This window comes from Paenibacillus sp. USDA918EY (genome assembly GCF_009870825.1).
Classification (GTDB): domain Bacteria; phylum Bacillota; class Bacilli; order Paenibacillales; family Paenibacillaceae; genus Paenibacillus_AQ; species Paenibacillus_AQ albilobatus.
This window is the reverse complement of the sequence record NZ_WTWY01000005.1, coordinates 315,789-335,237: the sequence shown is the minus strand read 5'-3', so window position 1 is coordinate 335,237 and position 19,449 is coordinate 315,789. Positions and strand designations below refer to the sequence as shown.

Sequence of the window (19,449 nt, the reverse complement as noted above, 5' to 3'; positions counted from 1 at the left end):
CTTTTCTGTTATACTCAGAATGAGATTTTACAGAAGGGACGAACGTAATCGCTGCATGGGAGACTCAAATAAAACAATCGGGCTGCTTGCGCATGTCGATGCGGGAAAAACGACGTTTGCGGAGCAGCTTTTATACCATACGAACAGCATTCGCAGCCGGGGAAGGGTGGATCATAAGGATGCCTTCCTGGACAGCCACGAGCTGGAGCGGGCGCGAGGCATTACCATTTTTGCCGGTCAGGCCGTCATGGAATGGCGCGGCTCGACGTATTATTTGATCGATACCCCGGGGCACGTGGATTTTTCGGCGGAGATGGAACGGGCCGTGCAGGCGATGGACTATGCCGTTGTCATCGTCAGCGCGGTCGAGGGAGTCGAGGGGCATACGGAAACGGTTTGGCAGCTGCTGCGGGCATACGACATTCCGGTGCTGTTTTTTATCAATAAAATGGACCGCGAAGGGGCGGACGCTTCCGTCGTGCTTGAACAAATCCGCCAACACCTTACGAAGGAAGCCTGCTTGATCCCGGGGGCGCTTAACGAAGGAATCGGCGAGCCGGTGATCGAATTTGCCGCGGAACGCGACGAAACATTGCTAGGCTTGTACTTGGATGGGAAAGTTACGGATGATCGGGCGGTCGAAAGCCTTCGCACGTTAGTCAAACAACGAAGACTATTTCCCGTGATGTACGGTTCGGCGCTTCAGGATCAAGGAATCGCCGGGTTTCTCGCCAATTTGGAGCTGCTTACCGAGACGGAATACGATCCTTCGGGAGAGGCAGCCGCGCGCGTGTTCAAAATTCGCCATGACGCACAAGGCGTCCGCCTTACGCATATGAAGCTTTTGCAGGGGCAACTGCGCGTGCGGGACGAAATCGGTTATGTCGATGGCGCCGGGGAGCGGCTGCAGGAGAAAATCACTTCGATTCGGGTCTACAACGGAGAAAAATTCACTGCGGTGGACGAAGCTTGGGCCGGCCAACTCGTGGCCGTAACCGGATTATCCGCCGTTCCGGCAGGCGCAGGGCTGGGCGCGGAAAAGGAGCGGAAAGCTTTTGAACTTGTCCCTGCCCTGAAGTCCAAAGTAAGGTACGATCCCGCCGTTTCGATCCGGGAGGTGCTGCGCTGCTTTCAGATCCTCCATGCGGAAGATCCGTCGCTCGGCGTCGTCTGGGACGAACCGCTGCAGGAGCTTCATCTCCATGTGATGGGGATCATTCAGCTGGAGGTGCTGAAACAGGTCGTGCTGGACCGTTTCCGCCTTGAGGTGTCATTCGGTAAACCGGAAATTTTGTACAAAGAAACCGTAGCCAACGCGACGATCGGTTGCGGGCACTTCGAACCGCTCGGCCATTATGCGGAGGTTCATCTGAAGATCGAACCGGGACCCGAGGGGAGCGGCGTGACCTTCGTCAACGACTGTCATCCCGACGATCTGAGCGTCGGCTACCAGCATTTAATCGGTCAGCATTTGACCGAAAAAGAGCATCGGGGCCTGTTGACGGGTTCCCCTTTGACGGATATCGTCGTGACTTTGCTGACGGGCCGGGCGCATAACAAACATACGTCGGGCGGGGATTTCCGGGAAGCGGCGCTGCGCGCGCTGCGGCAAGGCTTGGAGAAAGCGGACAACATACTGTTGGAACCGTATTATGCTTTTAAGCTGAAAGTGGGAGCGGACCACATCGGCAGGGCGATGTCGGATATCCAGCAGGCGCGTGGAAGCTTCGAACCGCCGGAGATCGACGGAGACACGGCTATCCTAAGCGGAGAAGCGCCGGTCGCGACGCTGATGGATTATCCGGCGGAAGTGGCCGCGTATACGAAGGGCAAGGGGGCGCTCACGCTTCGCCTCGGCGGATACCGGCCATGCAGCAACGCGGCGGAAATCATCGCTTCCAAACGATACGACAAGGATGCGGATCCCGAATATACGTCAACGTCGATTTTTTGCGCGAAGGGCAAAGGTTTCAGCGTTGCTTGGAACGAGGCGGACGGATACATGCATGCGGAAGTGCCCGGCATCCATGGCATGAAATAAAATTAGACGGCGACATAGGGCTGCGGCTTTTGCCTCTGTTTCAGGACAGTGCCGATGTTCAAGCCGTCGAAAAAGGATAGATGTTACCGTCCAGACAAAACGACGTTGCCCCTTTTCCCGAGACGAGCAGAATTAGCGCATCGCACCGTTCGGACAATCCGACGGCGGACGCTTCGTTGATGTCAAACAAGCGGTCCCAAAAGATCTGCTCGGTGACGGGCAGCATATTGCCAGCGGAAACGACCTTGTCGGCTTGAATCAGCACGGCGCCGGACTGCAATCTGCTTCCCGGGTGAAAAATCGATTCCAGCAGCGGGCTTGAAATTTGGGCGTTGATGGCGGTTCCGCCCTTGATGTAAGGCGCTACGGGGTCGCTTTTTTCCAAAACGATAAGCGCTTCCTGGCCTTTCAAGCTCATTCGGTGGACGGCGCGGGAAAGTTCGCTGCTGGATGACGTATACTCGGACAGAAGGCAGTTCAGAAAATAGGTGGAAACCAACGTTTCCAATTCGGCGAATTCTTTGGAGATTTCCTCCAGATCGTTCAAAATTCGTATATCGTTTTGACCGAACGCCGAGATGCTGTCCTGTAGCATGCCCGCAATATGATGCAGCTGTTTCGTCATTTCCTCATGCAGCAGCGTGGGATCATTCTGACAGTTCTTTTTAATCATGGCATGCATTACACTCCCAACCATTCGTTTCGTCTATTTGAGGGTTTGAAAGGGGTATAGCGCCCCGTTAAACGAAAAGGACTCTTTTCCCGTCTCTTCGGAAACGACAAACACAAGCGCATCCGTCCGTTCCGACATGCCGATGGCTGCGCGATGACGGGTTCCGAGCTTTTTGTTAGGGTATATTTTTTTGGTAAGCGGGAGAATGTTGGCGGCCGAGACGATCGTGTCTTTGCGGATTAACACGGCCCCGTCATGCAGCGGGCTTCCGACATGGAAGATGGAATCAAGGAGCTCGCTGGAGATTTCGGCAAACAGGGGCGTGCCCCTCGTAATCCAATCGTCGACCGGCTTCTCCCTCTCAATGACGATGAGGGCTCCTTTCCGGATTTCGCTGAGCTGGCCGACGGCTTTAATAATTTCCCCGCATTTTGTCGTGTACGGGAAAAGCAAACGATTCAAATGATATCTGGACGCCATTTTGCCGGCGGTTGAAAACCGTTTGTACAGATGTTTGATTTCCTTGAGAATCCCGATTTGCTCCTTGTCCAAGGATGAAATTAATGAGCCGATGCCATCCGAGATATCCTCAAGCCGTCGTTTGATTTCTTCCGGCTGCGGAGACAAGCGGTCGTATTCGTTTTCCACGGGATGGGCCTCCTTTGCTGTTCAATACAATGATTCCCTCGAATGGAGATAATTATTTGTTCGCCGGCAATGTTCGCTCGAATGGTTCATGTTTTGAAAAACAGCATGAAATAGCCCCGCCTTGCGCAGCAAGGCGGGGCTATAAGCTTTACACAGCGCTGCTTGATTAAGCGCCGCTGCTGGACAACAGCTTCAACGACTCGCGGTTAAAGGCGGGCAAATCGTCCGGAGTGCGGCTAGTGACGATGTTGCGGGACACCACGACTTCCTCGTCTTTGTAGTTGGCTCCGGCGTTTTTCAGATCGTTGCGGATGGATCGATAGCCGGTAATGTCCACGCCTTTCAGCAAATCGGTGTCGATCAACAACTGCGGTCCGTGGCAGATGGCAAAGACGGGTTTTCCTTCTTGCACGAAGGTTTTGGCGAATTGCCCAAAACGGTCGTCCGCGCGCAGTTGATCCGGCGAGAATCCGCCAGGTATCAGCAATGCATCGAAGTCTTCCGGATTGGCTTCGTCAATGCCCAGATCGATGCGGACTTTCCCGCCTTTTTTGCCGGTAATTTGGCGGCCTGCTTTTGTTTCGATCGTGACGACTTCATGGCCGGCTTCTTGCAATGCTTTGGCCGGTTCGGTAAATTCGACGTCTTCAAACAGGTCCGTGATGAGGGTTGCGATTTTTTTGCCCATGGTTGTCATCCTCCTAACATTTAAAAGCATTCATTATGGTACTTACCACAAACATAGCCGAATGAATTGTTTTCACACAAAATAAACGAAGACCTTCCAAGGTTGTGAATACCGATGGAAGGTCTTCGTTTTTAACGGTTTGCTATCTTCCCTGCGCCTGCCAATGCTCCGGTCTGATAAGGGAGGAAGGGATTTTGGAGTGGGCGTCTCCTTTCGCCGCATTCACCTGGGCTTGCGTCAGGAAAATGCTCCCTCGAAGGTCCGCGCCCCGGAGATCGGCATCCCGCAAATCCGCCCCGATCAAATCGGCGCCTTTCAAATCGGCCGACCGGAGATCGGCTGCGATCAGGTATGCCCCTCGCAAGCTTTGGTATCTCAGATCGGCTCCTTTCAGCTTGGCCCCGATCAGGTCGGCGCCGCGTTCGGGGATTTTTCTTTGTTTCGGCTGACCTTTAAGTTTGCGCTGCCCGTCTTCCCGGACAAACCGGCTTGTCTGCAGTAGGAGCGCATTGATGTCCGCCCGGTAAGCGGTCATGTCGATCTTCAAAAGCGATTCCGGATCGAGACGGGTAAGCCGGTCGGTTTCCTCTAGAGCTGAATCCAGTTCAGCGTGTATGGGGGCGGCGGATTCCAATGTCCGGGCTTCGGTCAAATACCACAAAAGCTCGTGAAGCTGCCACATGACCGGAAAGACGTCGAACATTTGCGCCGCGGTCTCCGGCGATCGGCGCCAGTCGCGCCCGCGGTAGGTTTCTTGGGAAACTTGCTGCCCGGCTCCAAAGCAGTCGTACACCGTGCATCCGCGCATGCCCCGCTCCCGAAGATCCTTGTGGACGCCGCAGCGGAAATCCGCATCCAGGTTCCGGCAGGGCGTCCCGGCTTTTTTATCGAAAGCGAAATCTGCCGATGCGGCATAAGGAAGAGCGACGCAGCATAATCCGAAGCATTGCCCGCAGTCTGCCCGAAGGCGGGAACGGTCGGTATCATGGGGGTCGTTTTGAACGTTTTGCATAAAATCTCCTTCAGTCCGTAATGATGTAATGGATCATTGCTTTATTTCATCGCGTACTCATTGTACATCATTTTTTAAGATAAAAAGCGGAATTTTGACGAAGGCTCCGGCGGCAAGAATGAATCGTCGTGACTTGATTCGCCTACAATCGATCGGAAGCAGCCGGAATCCCGGCGTTTTTTTGATTGCCAAATGAAAAGATTTCCATTAAGATCATATTAGTACGATCGTTCTATTGTTTGCGGTGTTTCGGGTATGAGGATGTTTGTTTTTCGCGCCTAGATTAGAACGATCGTCCAAAATATTCGAAAGTGGTGGAGGCCATGCATTGGGTTTATTGGGTTTTAGGGGGATTAAATGTTTTGATGTGGGGGAGCATTGCGATTATTTTTACCGCAAAAGCAAGAGAGATCGGCGTCCTGCATCGAACGAGGGAAGAGGCGCAAATGCCAAAGCCGTTCGTTTCCGTCATCGTTGCCGCCAGAAACGAGCAAAAAGCGTTGGAACGCTGCGTCCGGTCTATAATGGAGCAAACGTACGGGCCGTTGGAGGTCATACTGGTCAACGATCGTTCCGAGGACGGTACCGCCGCGATTGCGGCCAAGCTCGAGCAAGCTTATCCGAACGTGACCGTGCTGAATGTGCGGGAGCTGCCGGAACAATGGATGGGGAAAAGCCATGCCTTATTCCAAGGCACCCAAATCGCCAAAGGGGAGTGGCTTCTGTTTACGGATGCGGACATCTTGTTTCAGCCAGAATGCATCTCCAAGGCGGTTGCGTACATGCATCGGCATGAGCTCGACCATCTGACGATGATCCCCGATTTTACCGGACCGCATTTCATTTCGAAATGGTATGCCGCCTTTATTTTCATGAGCGCCTCGTCCTTCGGACAGCTGTGGAAAATCAAGGATCCGAAGTCGCAGCAATCGCTTGGCGTCGGAGCGTTTAACCTGGTGAAACGGGAAGCTTACGACAAAATCGGCACCCATGCGGCCTTTTCTTACGTGACGACGGATGACGCGGAGCTCGGAAAACGGATCAAAAAAGCCGGATACCGTCAGGATGCCATCTACGGAACGCGGATGATCGGGGTTTGGAACTGGTATGAGAGCCTGAAGCAGCTGATCGGAAGCGTCGAAAAATCCGTATTCAGCTATCCGAAGGCGGTTATCACCGCTTTGTCCTGTCTATTGACCATGATTTATCCTTGGGTCGGATTGTTTGTCGGTCCATTATCCGGCCGCGTGTTATGCGGAATCAGCGTGCTGTCGGTGTTATGGCTGTATTTCATCTATTCGCGGTATTCGGGCAGCGGTTTCTGGTACGGGATCGTCCATCCGTTCATCGGCCTGATTCTGACGGTCGGCGGATTTCAGGGAGCTTACCGCGCATCCCGGCGCGGAGGGATGACCTGGCGTGGAACGACGTACGATCGCACTCATTTGAAAGCGTAAACTATAGAAGCAGCTTCTCCGTCGGCGGGGAGGCTTTTTTTAGTCAGCTTGCGGATTTTATTATGAAAATATGAACATAAAACATTCGCTTGACTTCGTTTGAATGACGGAGTATATTACTTAAGTGTTAAATGATTAAGTCACTTATTTATTAGAATCTAATTAAATAAAGCTTAATTAATTCAATAGTTTCAGCATAAGGATTTTGCGAGTGAATCCGAAAAAGGCGGACTTCAACGGGCAATGTTGCAAAATCCGGACAAAAACGCAGTAGAGAACGTGCGAGGAGGTTTGCATTTTGCCAAAAAGCGAATTGCTGTTTGAAGTTTCGGGAATGTTCCGCCAACTGCTGAAAGGCATGTCCCATGAATGGAACAAATTCAGCACCAAGGAATACAGTCTCACTTTTCCGCAATTTCAGGTTTTGTATACCCTAAAAATGCGCGGCTCCCTCAAAGTGTCGGAGCTGGCGGACGCGCTGGCGCTTACATCTCCGGCGATTACGAGCTTAACCGACAAGCTGATTGCGGCGGGGTACGTCAAACGCGAGAGGGCGGAGGACGACCGCCGGGTGGTGTATACGATGATCACGGAAAAAGGGTATGACATCATCGACAAGGTGACCGAAGACCAAAAGGAGGTCATTCAGGTATTTTTCGGCATGTTGTCCGAGGAAGATATCCAGCATTTGAGAAGAATCTTCTCCTCAATGCTTTTGAATATAGATCAAAACAACGTTTAGAGGTGAAGGAGAGGGAATGGAGCATTTAACGTTAAAACGTAAAATAACCATCATGATCGCGATCATGGCCGCCATGTTTTTTGCCGCCATCAACCAGACGATAACCAGTACGGCAATGCCGCGCATTATCGCGATTCTTGACGGAATGGACTATTATACTTGGACCATCAACATTTATTTGCTGACGTCCACCATCGCAACCATACTGGTCGGCAAGCTGTCCGACATGTTCGGACGGAAACCGTTCATTCTTATCGGTATATTGTTTTTTATGGTCGGGGCCTTTTTGACGGGGACTTCCACCGACGTCTACCAATTTATTATTTACCGCGGGATTCAAGGGATCGGCGCGGGGATCATCCAGTCCACCGCGTTTACGGCCGTCGGCGACTTGTTCCCTCCGCGTGAACGGGGCAAATGGATGGGTCTGATGACCGCTGTGTTCGGCTTCTCCAGCGTGCTGGGACCGACGCTTGGCGGTTATTTGGTCGACCACATCGATTGGCACTGGCTGTTCTGGATTTTCCTCCCATTGGGCATTGTGGCGTTTATCATGATCATGATGCTGTTCCCGAAAGTGGACAAAAAGAAAGGGCAGCATATCGACTATTTGGGATCGCTGTTCCTTACCACGACGATCGTTCCGCTGCTGCTTGCGTTCTCTTGGGCAGGCACGGAGTACCCGTGGGGTTCTTGGCAAATCATCAGCTTGATCGCAGCCGCGGTCGTATCCGCCCTGATTTTCATTTTTATCGAAACGCAAGTGAAGGAACCGATCCTTCCGCTGCACTTATTTAAAAACGGCGTCGTAACGATCTCGAACATTATCGGCTTCATCATGAACTTTGGGTTGATGGGCGCCATGATTTATATTTCGTTCTACGTGCAGGGCGTGCTGGCGATTTCGCCGACGTACGCAGGTTACGTGACGCTGCCGATGTCCCTGTGCATGGTCATCACAAGCGCCATCACCGGTCAACTGATCGCCAAATCGGGCAAATACAAACGGTTTGCGCTCATCGGCATGCCGATCATGATCATCGGCATGGGCATCATGATCTTTATGAACAGCTTGTGGATGACGATTCTCAGCTTGATCATCTTTGGCGTAGGTCTGGGCCTTGGTATGCCGGTCTTCTCGCTGGCGACCCAAAACGCCGTTTCGCATAAAGAGCTTGGCGTCGTGACGGCTTCCACGCAGCTGTTCCGTAACCTCGGCGGTACGATCGGCATCGCGGTCATGGGAACGGTCATGTCCAACAGCTTGACCAAAAACCTGAAGGAAGCTCTCCAATCGGCGAGCGCGCCGGATTTCAGCAAGCTGGATCCAAAGCTGGCGCAAAACATGCTTTCTTTTGCCAATCCGCAAACGCTGATGAACAAACCGCTCGTCGAAAAGACCGAAGCCAGCCTGCCGGCGGAAGCCAAACAGCTCTTCGTTCAAATGATCGACAGCATCCGCGACGCGCTTGGAAATACGCTTTCTACGGTGTTCCTTACCGGCACGCTCGTCCTCGTTGTGGCGCTCCTGCTCGTATTTTTCCTGAAGGAGCTGCCGCTCCGCTCGACAAACCAGGCCACGGAAGCCGGGGATGCAAAAGAAAAATCCGATGTCAGACCAGGCAAAACGCTGACTGCGGAATAAGGCTTTTCCAACGCAAAATACAGCGCAACATAAACGGTGCTCCGGCAGCTCAGGCTGGCTGGAGCACCGTTTTCTTTATTTGATGGGGATTATGCGAAAACCAATGGAACATAATGGTTGACAACGGAATCTACTGCGAATATAATACAATTAACAAAACGTTAAATGTTAAATAATCAATAAAGAGAGGCTGACTTCATGTCCAACGAACAAGCGCTCAAGCAATACGACATTAAAAAGTACAGAACGCCGGACGGTTATACCTCTGACATCGCCGTATTCACCATCTTGAGCGACAGACCCGAAGCGTTCAAGCCGCCCGCCATGAAGCTGAACATTATGCTGATCAAGCGAAGCATGACGGACAGCGAGGGGCGTCCGAACATCGAAGCCGGCAAGTGGGCTTTGCCGGGAGGATTCGTAAACGAGACGGAAAGCGCGTTTCAATCGGCGCAGCGGGAGTTAAAAGAAGAAACCGGGGTCGACCGGATTCATCTCGAGCACTTCGGGGTGTATGACACGCCGGGACGCGATCCCCGCGGCTGGATTATTTCCAATGCCCACTACGCGATCGTTCCGGAGCACCGGCTGGCGGGGCGGGTGGCGCAGGATGATGCGAGCGAGGTGGCGCTGTTTCCGGTGGATGAAGTCCTTGGGCTCGATCTGGCTTTCGACCATGAGGCGATCATCCGGGATGCGGTGGCGGTCATTCGCAAGAAGCTGCTGGAGACGACGGCGGCAAAAGCGTTTTTGCCCGAGGAGTTTACCTACTCCGAATTGCAGGCGGTGCTTCTGACCGTGACCGACGATTCCGCCGTTGCGCTGGATGCCGCGTTCGCCCGCAAAATCAAATCCCTGCCTTTCATCGAGGAAATCGAGGGGAAAAAGACGACGCGAACGTCCAAAAAACCGACGCAGCTGTACCGTTTTAACGACATGGAAGCGAACAACTCAATTTATTACGCGAAAAAGTAATGGATCAGGAGGAATCGTGATGAACGAAATGAAGAAAAAGGCGCTGATCAACATCGATTACACGAACGATTTTGTGGCGGCCGACGGGGCTTTGACCTGCGGCGAACCCGGGCAAAAGATCGAACAGCGCATCGTGCAGATTACCGAAGAATTCGTGAACAATCAAGACTTCGTCGTATTTGCCGTCGATTTGCACAAGGCCGGGGACACGCTCCATCCGGAAACGAAGCTGTTCCCGCCGCATAACATCGAAGGCACCGCCGGCCGGCAACTGTACGGAACCCTGCAGGGCGTTTACGAGGCAGCCAAAGATTCGGGTCACGTCTATTGGATGGATAAAACGAGATACAGCGCGTTCGCGGGCACCGATCTGGAGCTTCAGCTGCGGGCACGAGGCATTGCCGAGCTTCACCTCGTCGGCGTCTGCACCGACATTTGCGTTCTGCATACTGCGGTGGATGCCTACAATAAAGGTTTCGACCTGGTCATCCACGAAGATGCGGTGGCGAGCTTCGATGCCGAAGGCCATGTGTGGGCGCTGCGGCATTTTAAAGGTTCGCTGGGCGCGAAGGTCGTCTAATTATTGCTGATTTTACGCAAAGGAGGATCATGCCATGACACGCAACACGTTTCAAATCCCCGAGGCGCCTTATCCGGACGACAGCTTGGCGCTGCATACGGACAAATACCAAATCAACATGACCCAAGTATACTGGCAGGACGGAATTCACGATCGGAAAGCGGTATTCGAAGTCTATTTCCGCAAAATTCCGTTTCAGAACGGCTACGCCGTGTTTGCGGGATTGGAGCGTCTCGTCCGCTATTTGCAGGAATTCCGGTTCTCCGACAGCGACCTGGCGTATCTGAAGGAGGACGGTTATCCCGACGCTTTTCTCGAGTATTTGAAATCGGTACGTTTCACGGGGACGGTCCGCTCCATGAGGGAAGGCGAGCTGGTTTTTGCCAACGAGCCGATGCTCCGGGTCGAAGCTCCGCTGGCGGAAGCGCAGTTGATCGAAACGGCCGTGCTGAATATCATCAACTTTCAAACGCTGATCGCGACCAAAGCTTCCCGGATCAAACAAATCGTCGGCGACGAAACGACCATGGAATTCGGGACTCGCCGGGCGCAGGAACTGGATGCGGCGATTTGGGGCACGCGGGCCGCTTTCATTGCCGGTTTCGACGCAACGTCGAACGTCCGGGCGGGAAAGCTGTTCGGCATCCCGACGGCAGGCACGCACGCCCATGCGATGGTGCAGGCCTATCGCGACGAATATGCCGCTTTTCGCAAATATGCCGAATGCCATACGGACTGCGTGTTTTTGGTGGATACGTACGATACGCTCCGTTCGGGTGTCCCGACGGCGATCGAGGTTGCGAAGGAATTCGGCGATCGGATAAAATTTAAAGGAATTCGCCTGGATAGCGGCGACCTTGCGTATTTGTCGAAAGAAGCCCGGAAAATGCTCGACGAGGCCGGATTTACGGATGCCAAAATTTACGCGTCGAACGATCTCGACGAGCACACCATTTTGAATTTGAAGGCGCAGGGTGCCAAAATCGATGTGTGGGGCATCGGAACGAAGCTGATTACGGCATACGACCAACCGGCGCTTGGGGCCGTTTATAAGCTGATCGCCATCGAAGACGAAAACGGGGAAATGGCCGATACGATCAAAATCAGCTCGAACCCGGAAAAAATATCGACGCCCGGCCGGAAAAGAGTCTTCCGCATCATCAATAAAACGAACGGCAAATCGGAAGGCGACTATATCGCTCTGGAGCACGAAGAGCCGCAGCGCCAGGAACGGCTGAAAATGTTCCACCCGGTTCATACGTACATTGCGAAATTCGTGACGAACTTCGAGGCGAGGGAGCTTCATCATACGGTGATCGAAAACGGCGACCTGGTGTATCGGCTGCCCGCTCTGCGCGAAATCCAAACCTTCGTGAAGGAGAATCTGAACGTATTGTGGGATGAATACAAGCGGCTGCTCAATCCGGCCGAATATCCGGTTAATTTGAGCCAGGAATGCTGGGACAACAAAATGAAACGGATTGAGGAAATTCAGGAAAAAGTGAACCGGAGGGTTCAAGCTTAAGGAGGATCCTATGGCTAAAATCGGGATATACGGCTCGTCCTTTGATCCGATTACGAACGTGCATCTGTGGACGGCAAGCACCGTCGCGCAGCGCTGCAAGCTGGACCGCGTCATTTTCCTGCCCTGCTCGAGCAAAAGAACCGACAAACAGCTTCATATCAGCGACGAGCATCGCTGGAACATGGTGCTGATGGCGATCGAAGGCAATGATAAATTCGTCGCGGACGACTACGAGATGAAGCTGGCCGGATGGGAAATCGCCACGTATTTGACCCTAAAGCATTTTAAAGCCAAGTTCCCGGAGGATGAGATCTATTTTATTATGGGAGCAGACCTGCTGCTGGATATCGGCGAAGGGAAATGGAAGAAGTCCGAAGAGCTGATTCAGGAAAACAAATTTATCGTCATGGCGAGAGACGGCATCAACATGCTTACGGCCATCAGCAAATCGCCGATCTTGCGTAATAGCGATGACGGCCAAACGTTTCATCTGATCGATAAGGGGCTGGCTATGGAAATCAGCTCGAGTTATATCCGGGACGAACTGAAAATGGGCGGGGAACCCCGTTATTTGGTGCCCGAAAACTGCTACAGCTACATCAAAACCCACAAATTGTATGCATGAGGCATCTCAAAAACCGAAAAAGGGAGTATGTGAAACGATGAGCACGCAAGAACAAATCATGAAAGAGCTGCACGTAAAACCGGCAATCGACGCGAAGGAGGAGATCCGCAGACGGGTAGATTTTCTGAAAGCTTACTGCAAAAAAGCCGGAGCGAAAGGTTTCGTTCTGGGCATCAGCGGCGGCCAGGACTCCTCGCTTGCCGGTCGCCTTTGCCAGCTGGCTGTGGAAGAGCTTCGGGCCGAAGGGTATGAAGCGTCGTTTTGCGCGGTCCGTCTGCCTTTCGGCGTTCAAAAGGATGAAGACGACGCGCAGGCGGCGCTGGCGTTCATTAAGCCGGATGAGTCCGTCGTTTTCAACATCGAAAGCGCCGTGAACGCCTTGGCCGGCACGTTTGCGGTTTCGACGGGCGGCGAGCTGTCGGACTATCATAAAGGGAACGTTAAAGCGAGAATGCGCATGATCGCCCAATACGCGATTGGGGGCGAACGCCAGTGCCTCGTCGTTGGAACTGATCATGCAGCGGAAGCTTTAACCGGCTTTTTCACCAAATTCGGAGACGGTGGGGCGGACGTGACGCCGCTGACGGGTTTGACCAAAGAACAAGGCCGCGAGCTGCTGAAGGAGCTCCATGCCGACGAGAGGTTGTATTTGAAAGTGCCGACGGCCGATTTGCTCGACAACAAGCCGCAGCAGGCGGACGAGACCGAACTTGGCATGAAGTACACGATCATTGACGAATATTTGACCGGAAAGCAGGTCGATACGGAAGATCGCGCGAAGATCGAACAACGCTACAAAAACACGGAGCATAAACGCCAGCTTCCGGTTACGCCTTTCGATGAATGGTGGAAATAAGAAGGGGCGTTGTTCCCCAAATAGATTGAATGAAGCTCAGCGAATGCTGGGCTTTTTTTTCTTGACCGTTTCGATCCTCGGAAAGAGGGCGTCGATGTTCTTCGTCCCCGGTCGCTTTTTCCCTATTTTCATTTTTGAGTCTGAAGTCGATGTGGAATCAATAAGCAGGTAGTCAGTAACCTATTTTGACCAAGTACCTTGCAAAGCACAGTACTGGGTGATATTATAATACCGAAAGGAGCGGACGGTAGTTATGGAAATGTCGGAATGGACATCACAGGTTCGCAGGGGCATTTTGGAATACTGCATATTGCAGTTGATCGGTCATAAGCCCAGATACGGATATGAACTGGTGATGCTGCTCGACCGGTGGGAGCCGCTCGCCGTCACGGAAGGGACATTATATCCGCTATTGCGCAGGCTGTTGAAGGATCAATACATCGAATCCTTTTGGAAAGAGTCCGAGTCCGGACCGCCCCGGAAATATTACAGCCTGACCGATTCCGGTCGCCGCCTGATGGTTTCGATGATGGCCGAATGGAATAAAATCAGCGGCGCCGTCGAACAAATACAACAATTTGGGGGAGAAATCGATGATTAGCCCGTATGGAAGGGAATATTTGGAGAAGTTGAACCGTTATTTGGAGAAGCTGCCGGATGACGAAAGGATGGATGCGGTGATGGAGATCGAGAGCCATATTGCGGAAGGCATCGCAAGCGGCGTGCCGGAACCCGTCATTTTATCGCGTTTGGGCGATCCGCGCAAATTGGCAAGGGCATACCGGAGCGAGCGCATGAACGGGTTGAAGGGAGTACGGTCGTTCAAGGACGTGCTTTCGTTGATCGGGTTTTACTGCACTGCCGGATTGCTCAGCGTCATGGTCGTTCCGGTGCTGGCAGTCGTCGCCTATGGGTTCGGATTTTGTGCGATCCTGATCGTGCTTGCAGGCATTCTCCGTACATGCGGAGTGACCTGGATCAATATGAGCATCGGCCCGGGAATGGAAATCGCCACCGAATACAGCATGTTGTACGCCCTCGTGGTTGGCGGCATCGTCGGAGGGATCGCTTTTGCCAGCTGGATCGGATTGAAAAAATACCTTGCGTTCGTGTCGGAACGTTACCGGCGCGTGATTCCGGGCAAACAAACGGAAACGACGGTCTAAAAATATCGAGTGGCCTCCTTCGAATCGAAGAGGGCCATATTTACATATGGAAAAAAATGTGATATGTTTAACGTGTATTTCGTTATGCGGCATCAAGTTTCGTATAGTGAAACTAAAGAAAGATGAAGCAACCCGATCATCTGCACATTAGGCCAATACCGCCATAATTCAGGGAGGGGATTATCATCGAAGACGCTATGAAAAACCTTGTCCGGAAGCAATTTGCCCCAAACGCCGGAAAATATGTCACAAGCGCAAACCATGCCAAGGGAGAAGACTTGGCGTTTTTGGTTTCCTGTTCCCAAGCGGAACCGACCATGGACGTTTTGGACATTGCCACCGGAGGGGGGCACGTGGCGAATGCACTCGCCCCGCTTGTCCGTCGCGTAACCGCTTTGGACTTGACGGAAGAGATGCTGAATGCCGCAGCCGGTTTCATTCGGGGGAACGGCCACACGAATGTGGACTTCGTGGCAGGGGACGCGGAACATTTGCCTTTTGCCGACGTTTCCTTCGATCTTGTCACTTGCCGGATCGCGGCTCACCATTTTCCCGATACAGGCGCGTTTGCCCGCGAAGCTTACCGCGTGATCAAACCTGGCGGCAGACTGCTTCTGATCGACAACGTCGCTCCGGAACTTGACGTCTTAGACGATTTTTATAACGAGATCGAAAAGCAAAGGGATCCGAGCCATGTTCGCGCCTGGAAAAAGACCGAATGGATTCGCCTGTTGGAGCATACGGGATTTCGAACGGAAATGTTGGCCCGTTTTCCGAAACGGTTCCAGTTCCGGGATTGGTGCGAACGATCCGGACTGCCGGCGGATGAACGGACTGCTCTTGAACAAAAGCTGCTGCAGGCATCGGACGCCATCAAACGCTATTTTTCGATCGAAACGGACGAAACCGGCGGGCTTGCCGGCTTTACCGGCGAATCCGCATATATCCAAGCCGTGCGTGAAGATAAGTAAACAAGATGACTCCCTTAACATGTGGGCTTCGACGACAACAAAGCCTCCTTCACGTGAAGGAGGCTTTCATTCAAAAGTACCGGATTATTTCGCCAGACGGTAGCCGCCGTGGAATACCGGACCGACAAATTCGTTGAACTGATATCCGCTGCGAATCGCCGCGGAAACGAAATCCTTCGCCTTGGCGATAGCCTCGGCAACGGGTAAGCCGTTGGCCAATCCTCCGGTAATGGCCGCCGCAAACGTGCAGCCCGCGCCGTGGTTGAAAGCAGGTTCGATTTTGTCCGTTGTCAGCACAGTGAATTCCGAGCCGTCAAAAAAGACGTCGATCGCTTGTTCCCCGTCCAGCGCTTTGCCGCCTTTGACGACGACGTTTTTGGCGCCCAGCTGATGAATCCGGCGAGCCGCTTCTTTCATGTCTTCGATGGAGGAGAGTTTTCCGAGCCCCGAAAGCACCCCGGCTTCGAACAGGTTAGGCGTAACGACGGTCGCCAGAGGAAGGAGAGAATCGCGGATCGCTTCGGCGCTTTCCGGATTCAGCACTTCGTCCTCGCCTTTGCACACCATCACCGGGTCAATGACTACATTGGCCTGGTTATGCTCCTTGATCGCTTTTTCGGCGACACGAACGATGTCCACGCTGCCCAGCATCCCCGTTTTCATGGCGTCGACCGGTCCGCCGGCGAATACCGTTTTCAACTGCTCCGCCACAAGCGCCGGATCCACCGGATATACGTTATGGTGCCATCCGTTATCGGGATCCATCGTCACGATGGTCGTTAATGCGCTAAAGCCGTATGTTCCGTACTCCTCAAATGTTTTGAGGTCGGCTTGAATGCCCGCGCCCCCGCTGGAATCGCTGCCGGCAATCGTTAATGTTTTGATGATTTTGGACACGATGAAAAACCTCTTTCCTGCATTGAAATATGAACCGACTGAAGTCGAATTGATTATATCAGAAAAAAACAAGCAGGTGAATCATTATGCTCGCCAACCCGGAGCGTGTCTTATTTTGAATGGATCCGCTCCAGAACGGCATCCTCGATCCTCTCCCAAATGGATTTGCCGTTTTGAACCACGGCGTTTTCGGATGTATCGCTTTGCTCCGACGATGAGCCGGAAATCGCGCTGCCCGAGTTATGCTGAAGAAATAAAGTTTCTACCGAATCGTTCGGCTTATCCTCCAATTGCTGAAAAAAATATACGTAAAGTGCAAGCACGCTGGCGGCCAAAAAGGACATGACGCCATACATGATCGTTTGAGTTCGTTTCAATGGAATAACCTCGCTTTGAAAATTGTTTCCCGGACTGATAGTATTAGATAAAGTGATGTTGTTCATGCAGTATCCTCTTTTGGCAACATCGGAAAGTATAGACTACAGAGCCGTTGCTTCCTGATACTGCAAGAAAAACTGCCTTTAAACGCGGTCTGTCTTCTTAGGAAATGCGTCGATAGGCGTTTTTTTTACTATAAAATTTGCCCGTGTGGCAAACAATGGAGCAAATCTGATGAAATTATCATTTTTGATTATGGCTGCCTCCCGGGCCATCCATAATCTCGGATAGGAAAGTGGGAGATTCAATCATGCCGGATATCGTCAAAATCATTTTGGATACCGCCGGTCAAAAGGGACATGGTTCATTTCTTTACCTGGAACAGGGGAAAAGCATTACGATCGGCAGGCATACGCGTTCAAGCGGTGATATGCTGGCGATCTACAATCAGCTCGTATCCAAGCGCCATTGCTGCATATCCCGGGTGCGCCAGGATGTGTACGTGGAAGATCTGGGGAGCAAAAACGGCACGGAACTGAACGGACAACGCCTGATTCCGCACCGGAAATATCCGGTTGCCCCCGGGGATCGGTTGACGCTTGTAAGCGGGCTTGTCAGGCTGCAGGTGGATTTCGACGGGGATCTTGAAGAGACGCGGGAATATGCGGTTTCCGATCTGCTGGAACGGGAGGTTCAGCTGCACGACCACCTGCAAAGCATCCAGATTGGACACGAGCAAGTGACGTTATCGAAAAAGGAATATCTGCTGTTTAAGCTGCTGCACGACCGGCTAGACCATTTCGTCACCAAAGAGGAAATCATGCAGCGGGTATGGCCGGAACGGTGCATGGAAAACACCGAGCTCGTCGGAATAGACGAAGTGAATTCGCTCATTTACCGAACGAACAAAAAGCTGGGTTCGAGCTTCGTCATCAAGTCCGTTTACAAAAAAGGCGTTTACATGAAACGGGAGGAAAGTTACGCCGGTTCGGAAGCATCAAATTCATAACGGGAAAAGCCGCGATCGCGGCTTTTTTTGTTGCCGATTCATCGGAGCGCAGGAATATTTTACTCTTAGCTGGAGAAATTACCATTATTCATCATTTCGCATAGGCAGGCGGTAATCTCATGAACCCATCTTCCCGGCATGCATCCCTCGACCTGAACCAAAATACGGAATATATTCGAAAAGCGCTGTTTGATACCCATGATCTCAAAATAAAACATTATCCGTTTAAAGATACGCCGGCTGCTTTGATCTATTTGGAGTCGCTGGTGGATCCCGTCCTGATCGAACGCAATATCATTACGCCGATGAGCTTTGGCGAAGGCAAAAGCCTTTCCGAGCTGTTCACGACGTTGCGGATGGAGCTGAACCGCGATCTTGAACAAGGGATCCAGGGTTTGATGCAGGGCAGCTGCCTATATTTGTTGGACGGGAGGGATGAATTTTATGTGCTTACGACGCCGGCCACTTATGACCGAAGCATCGCCGAACCGGAAAACGAAGGCATCGTGCGCGGCCCGCATAACGGATTTATCGAAAATTTAACCGTCAACCTGCATTTGATCCGGCAGCAAATCAGCTCCCCCGATCTTACGGTTCGCTATCACAGCGTCGGCAACACCGTGCCGAGAAAGGTTGCGATGTTGTACGTTCAAAATTTATGCGACGCCGAGCTTGTTCAAAAGGTAGAACGCAGGTTAAGCCATATTTCGCTCGACACGGTCATATCTACGGGGTTTATTCAGGAAATGATGGAAGATAATCCGTATTCGATTTTCCCGCAGCACTTGAATACCGAGCGACCCGATCGGACGTGCTCCTACCTGCTTGACGGACACATCGTGGTCATGCTGGAGGGCGATCCTACGGCCCTGATCATGCCGGCATGCTTTTTTACCTTTTTTCAAACGCCTGACGATTACAATAACCGCTGGATGATTGCGTCTTTTGTCCGTTTCATCAGGCTTATTAGCTTTATCACGGCGTTTCAGCTGCCGGCGATTTATATCGCGACGGTTTCTTTCCATTCCAATGTGTTGCCGATTCAATTATTTTTTACGGTACAAGGTTCGTTGACGCGCGTCCCCTATCCGCCGATCGTCGAAGCGATGTTTCTCGAGCTGATCTTCGAGCTCCTGAGGGAGGCGGGGCTTCGTCTACCGAACCGGGTCGGACAAACGATCGGCATCGTCGGAGGTTTGGTCATTGGGGATGCGATCGTCAAGGCCGGGCTGGTTTCGTATACCATGACCATCGTCGTGGCGCTGACGGCCATTTCCTCGTTCCTCATCCCGTCCAACGAAATGAGTTCGGCGCTGCGGATTATCAGATTCCCGTTAATGCTTCTTGCGGCCATATTCGGGTATATCGGCATCGCGTTTGGGCTCACGATTATGTTTATCCATCTGTGCAAGCTCGAGTCCTTCGGGAAGCCGTATCTTTATCCGATTGCTCCTTTTAAACTTAAAGGGTTAAAAGATACGTTTTTGCGATTCCCTATTTGGATCATACGCAAAAAAGGGCAAGGCTCCAATAAATAACCGCATGCATGCCGCCATGAAGG

General features: G+C 52.3%; 20 protein-coding genes. 14 read left to right on the top strand and 6 right to left on the bottom strand.

The window, feature by feature from the left end; all coding sequences use genetic code 11:
• The first annotated feature begins 55 nt into the window (after positions 1-55).
• A complete protein-coding gene (locus tag GQY55_RS13630; protein WP_160042188.1) occupies positions 56-2,041 on the top strand; it encodes an elongation factor G in 1,986 nt (661 codons plus the stop codon).
• Positions 2,042-2,099: 58 nt separating this feature from the next.
• Here the strand turns inward: GQY55_RS13630 and GQY55_RS13625 are convergent, their stop codons facing one another.
• The 4 genes from GQY55_RS13625 to GQY55_RS13610 form a co-directional block, all read right to left on the bottom strand.
• The gene (locus tag GQY55_RS13625) at positions 2,100-2,714 is read right to left on the bottom strand and encodes a diadenylate cyclase (RefSeq protein WP_160042186.1); all 615 of its coding nucleotides are present in this window, start codon (positions 2,712-2,714) and stop codon (positions 2,100-2,102) included.
• A 33-nt stretch (positions 2,715-2,747) separates the two neighbouring features.
• Positions 2,748-3,362, bottom strand: coding sequence for a sporulation-specific diadenylate cyclase CdaS (gene cdaS / locus GQY55_RS13620; protein ID WP_160042184.1), 615 nt, complete (start codon positions 3,360-3,362; stop codon positions 2,748-2,750).
• Between the two features lie 166 nt (positions 3,363-3,528).
• Entirely contained in the window at positions 3,529-4,050 is a 522-nt protein-coding gene (locus GQY55_RS13615) for a type 1 glutamine amidotransferase domain-containing protein (protein ID WP_160042182.1), read from the bottom strand.
• A gap of 142 nt (positions 4,051-4,192) precedes the next feature.
• Complete coding sequence (locus GQY55_RS13610; RefSeq protein WP_160042180.1) at positions 4,193-5,062, bottom strand: pentapeptide repeat-containing protein; 870 nt, start codon at positions 5,060-5,062, stop codon at positions 4,193-4,195.
• A gap of 365 nt (positions 5,063-5,427) precedes the next feature.
• Here GQY55_RS13610 and GQY55_RS13605 point away from each other — a divergent pair, with 365 nt between their 5' ends.
• The 11 genes from GQY55_RS13605 to GQY55_RS13555 all read left to right on the top strand — a co-directional run bounded on the left by GQY55_RS13605 (position 5,428) and on the right by GQY55_RS13555 (position 15,604).
• A complete protein-coding gene (locus GQY55_RS13605; RefSeq protein WP_236575600.1) occupies positions 5,428-6,519 on the top strand; it encodes a glycosyltransferase in 1,092 nt (363 codons plus the stop codon).
• A gap of 298 nt (positions 6,520-6,817) precedes the next feature.
• Positions 6,818-7,261: a MarR family winged helix-turn-helix transcriptional regulator gene (locus tag GQY55_RS13600; RefSeq protein ID WP_160042176.1), complete on the top strand. Its 444-nt coding sequence runs from the start codon at positions 6,818-6,820 to the stop codon at positions 7,259-7,261.
• A 16-nt stretch (positions 7,262-7,277) separates the two neighbouring features.
• Positions 7,278-8,906, top strand: a complete 1,629-nt coding sequence (locus tag GQY55_RS13595) for a DHA2 family efflux MFS transporter permease subunit (RefSeq protein ID WP_160042174.1) — start codon at positions 7,278-7,280, stop codon at positions 8,904-8,906.
• Positions 8,907-9,104: 198 nt separating this feature from the next.
• Positions 9,105-9,881 (top strand): NUDIX hydrolase, encoded by a 777-nt coding sequence (locus GQY55_RS13590; RefSeq protein WP_160042172.1) that lies wholly within the window; start codon positions 9,105-9,107, stop codon positions 9,879-9,881.
• Between the two features lie 28 nt (positions 9,882-9,909).
• Positions 9,910-10,461 (top strand): cysteine hydrolase family protein, encoded by a 552-nt coding sequence (locus tag GQY55_RS13585; RefSeq protein ID WP_160042316.1) that lies wholly within the window; start codon positions 9,910-9,912, stop codon positions 10,459-10,461.
• Positions 10,462-10,495: 34 nt separating this feature from the next.
• On the top strand, positions 10,496-11,986 hold the full coding sequence (locus tag GQY55_RS13580; RefSeq protein WP_160042170.1) for a nicotinate phosphoribosyltransferase: 1,491 nt from the start codon (positions 10,496-10,498) through the stop codon (positions 11,984-11,986).
• Positions 11,987-11,996: 10 nt separating this feature from the next.
• Positions 11,997-12,611: a nicotinate (nicotinamide) nucleotide adenylyltransferase gene (nadD, locus tag GQY55_RS13575; protein ID WP_160042168.1), complete on the top strand. Its 615-nt coding sequence runs from the start codon at positions 11,997-11,999 to the stop codon at positions 12,609-12,611.
• A gap of 37 nt (positions 12,612-12,648) precedes the next feature.
• Positions 12,649-13,467, top strand: coding sequence for an ammonia-dependent NAD(+) synthetase (nadE, locus tag GQY55_RS13570; protein ID WP_160042166.1), 819 nt, complete (start codon positions 12,649-12,651; stop codon positions 13,465-13,467).
• Between the two features lie 253 nt (positions 13,468-13,720).
• Positions 13,721-14,068 (top strand): PadR family transcriptional regulator, encoded by a 348-nt coding sequence (locus GQY55_RS13565; protein ID WP_160042164.1) that lies wholly within the window; start codon positions 13,721-13,723, stop codon positions 14,066-14,068.
• On the top strand, positions 14,061-14,633 hold the full coding sequence (locus GQY55_RS13560; RefSeq protein WP_160042162.1) for a DUF1700 domain-containing protein: 573 nt from the start codon (positions 14,061-14,063) through the stop codon (positions 14,631-14,633). Before GQY55_RS13565 ends, GQY55_RS13560 begins: the two co-directional genes overlap by 8 nt.
• 185 nt (positions 14,634-14,818) lie before the next feature.
• The gene (locus GQY55_RS13555) at positions 14,819-15,604 is read left to right on the top strand and encodes a class I SAM-dependent methyltransferase (protein WP_160042314.1); all 786 of its coding nucleotides are present in this window, start codon (positions 14,819-14,821) and stop codon (positions 15,602-15,604) included.
• 84 nt (positions 15,605-15,688) lie between these two features.
• On the opposite strand, the gene pdxK is transcribed toward GQY55_RS13555, so the two are convergent.
• Positions 15,689-16,501, bottom strand: a complete 813-nt coding sequence (gene pdxK / locus GQY55_RS13550; RefSeq protein WP_160042160.1) for a pyridoxine/pyridoxal/pyridoxamine kinase — start codon at positions 16,499-16,501, stop codon at positions 15,689-15,691.
• 110 nt (positions 16,502-16,611) lie between these two features.
• A complete protein-coding gene (locus tag GQY55_RS13545) occupies positions 16,612-16,878 on the bottom strand; it encodes a hypothetical protein (RefSeq protein WP_160042158.1) in 267 nt (88 codons plus the stop codon).
• Between the two features lie 311 nt (positions 16,879-17,189).
• On the opposite strand from GQY55_RS13545, the gene GQY55_RS13540 reads away from it, so the two are divergent.
• Both GQY55_RS13540 and GQY55_RS13535 read left to right on the top strand, forming a co-directional pair.
• Positions 17,190-17,888, top strand: a complete 699-nt coding sequence (locus tag GQY55_RS13540; protein ID WP_160042156.1) for an FHA domain-containing protein — start codon at positions 17,190-17,192, stop codon at positions 17,886-17,888.
• 119 nt (positions 17,889-18,007) lie between these two features.
• On the top strand, positions 18,008-19,426 hold the full coding sequence (locus tag GQY55_RS13535) for a spore germination protein (protein WP_160042154.1): 1,419 nt from the start codon (positions 18,008-18,010) through the stop codon (positions 19,424-19,426).
• The last annotated feature ends 23 nt before the right edge of the window (positions 19,427-19,449 follow it).